The sequence below is a fragment of the Streptomyces bobili genome, from assembly GCF_002154575.1.
GTDB lineage: Bacteria > Actinomycetota > Actinomycetes > Streptomycetales > Streptomycetaceae > Streptomyces > Streptomyces bobili.
Map to the genome: position 1 here is coordinate 1 of NZ_MUBA01000748.1, position 2,067 is coordinate 2,067.

A 2,067-nucleotide genomic window follows, 5' to 3' on the forward strand; every position below is an offset into this window, starting at 1 on the left:
TCCCCCTCCACGGCGGCCGGCGCCACCGCCGCCGCCTCCGCCCCGGCCGCGAAGGAGCCCTCCGGCCCACGGCCGCTCTACCTCGGCACGTACACCTCGATGGAGGGCGGCGGCGAGGGCATCGGCGTCGCCGCGTACGACCCCGTGTCGGGCCGGATCACGGGCTCCGGCACGATCACCGGCGTCCCGGACCCGTCGTATCTCGCCGTGCACCCGGACGGCCGGACGCTGTACGCCGTGCAGGAGCGCGAGCGCGGGGCCGTGACCGCCGTACGCACTTCGGACCGCGAGGTGCTGGGGAGCCGGGCGACGGGCGGGGCGCACACCTGTCAGCTGTCGGTGCATCCGGGCGGGCGGTGGCTGCTGAGCGCCGACTACGGCTCGGGCACGGTCGCCGTGCACCCGATCGACGCCTCGGGGGCGCTCGGCGAGCGCGCCGCGCTGGTCACCCACAGCCGTCCGGCGCCCGGACCGGGTCAGGAGGGCCCGCACGCGCACCAGATCGTCACCACACCGGACGGCGGTCACGTGCTCGCCGTGGACCTCGGCACCGACACCGTGTACTCGTACCGCCTGGACCAGCGGGCGGGCACGCTGACCGAGGTCGCGCGGGCGCACACCCGGCCGGGCGCGGGCCCGCGTCACCTCACGTTCCACCCCGGCGGCCGGTACGCGTACCTGGCCTGCGAGGTCGACGACACGGTCTCGGTCTGCTCCTACGACCCCTCGTCCGGCCGCCTGACGATCGGTCGGCCGCAGTCCACGGGAGCGAAGGCGGACACCAATTATCCGGCGCAGTTCGCGGTCACGCCGGACGGCGCGTACGCCTTCCTCGCCAACCGGGGCGACGACACGATCGCGCGCTACGCCGTCGAGGCGGACGGGGCGCGCCTGCGGCTGCTCGGCACGGTGCCGTCCGGCGGGGAGTTCCCCCGGCAGCTCGCCCTCTCCCCCGACGGCGGCCTGCTGTTCACCGCGAACCAGCGCTCCGGCACCGTCGGTGTCTTCCACGTGGACGGCCGCGACGGCGGCCTGCGGCGGGCGGGCGAGCCGTTCGTGTCACCCGTCGCGGTCTGTGCGCTGCCGTTGTAGGACCCGCGGGCAGGACGCGGCGGCGGCCTGCGTGAGCAGGACGTGCATGCGTTCGGTGAGCTGCCCGACGTCGTCGGCCGGAGCGTGGAAGGGCAGGCGTACGTCGCCGTGGGCGCGGGCTCGTTCGATGCGCAGCGTCAGTCCGTGCCGGTCGACGGCGAGCGGTTTGACCCGGACGGCGCCGTGCAGGCTCTCCGTGCGGATGAGCCGGGTGAGCCGTTCGACGGCGTCGGGGTGCGCGTCGGCGAGGTGGGTGAGCAGCTGGGCCTCGGCCAGTGCGAGGGGGTCGGGCTCGGCGGCGGCGAATTCGTCGAGGGCGACGACGACCGCCCCGGAGGGCTCCTTCAGCACGACGCGGGTGGCGCGGAAGGCGAGGTGGCCGTCCTCTGGGACGAACCAGCCGGCCAGCCAGAGCCGCGCGCGGATGCGGCCCCGGACGGGGACGGGTGCGACGTCGGCGAACTCCAGTACGGCGGACGGCTCCCCGCGCGGCGCGAAGATCGCGGCCGTCTGCAGCGCGCTGTCCTCCGGCACGTGCAGGAACACCTGCCCGTCGTCGCCGACGGTGTGCGCGCCGACGAACTCCTCGCGCCCGCCGTCCGCGGTCACCGCGCAGGACCACGACGCGGCGAGCACGGACCGGGCCCGCTCCGCCACGCCGGGCGCGGCCGTCCAGCTGTCGCTGTCACCCATCCCTGGACCTCCTTAGGTAAGCCTTGCCTAACTTATCGGAGATCGGGGCGCACGCCAACCAGGAGCCGCCTACGAGGAGTCCTCGACGAGGAGTCGCCGGCCGGCCAGGGACCCGAGAACCCGTGCGGCACCCGTCAGCGGGCGATGACCCCGAGCAGCGCCCGCTGACGGGTGCCGCACGGGTTCTCGGGTCCCTGGCCGGCCGGCGACTCCTCGTCGAGGACTCCTCGTAGGCGGCTCCTGGTTGGCGTGCGCCCCGATCTCCGATAAGTTAGGCAAGGC

General features: G+C 75.0%; 2 protein-coding genes. One reads left to right on the forward strand and one right to left on the reverse strand.

Going from position 1 to position 2,067, the window contains the following annotated elements; all coding sequences use genetic code 11:
* A partial coding sequence (locus BZL64_RS37145) for a lactonase family protein (RefSeq protein ID WP_244205776.1) occupies nucleotides 1-1,092 on the forward strand: 1,092 nt, incomplete at its 5' end.
* Here BZL64_RS37145 and BZL64_RS37150 read toward each other — a convergent pair.
* Nucleotides 1,060-1,785, reverse strand: coding sequence for a DUF2470 domain-containing protein (locus tag BZL64_RS37150; protein WP_086773403.1), 726 nt, complete (start codon nucleotides 1,783-1,785; stop codon nucleotides 1,060-1,062). The genes BZL64_RS37145 and BZL64_RS37150 overlap by 33 nt on opposite strands.
* Nucleotides 1,786-2,067 lie beyond the last annotated feature (282 nt).

Coding starts and splice junctions, on each gene's coding strand:
- BZL64_RS37150 (WP_086773403.1), bottom strand. CDS start 1,785: ATGGGTGACAGCGACAGCTGGACGGCCGCGCCCGGCGTGGCGGAGCGG.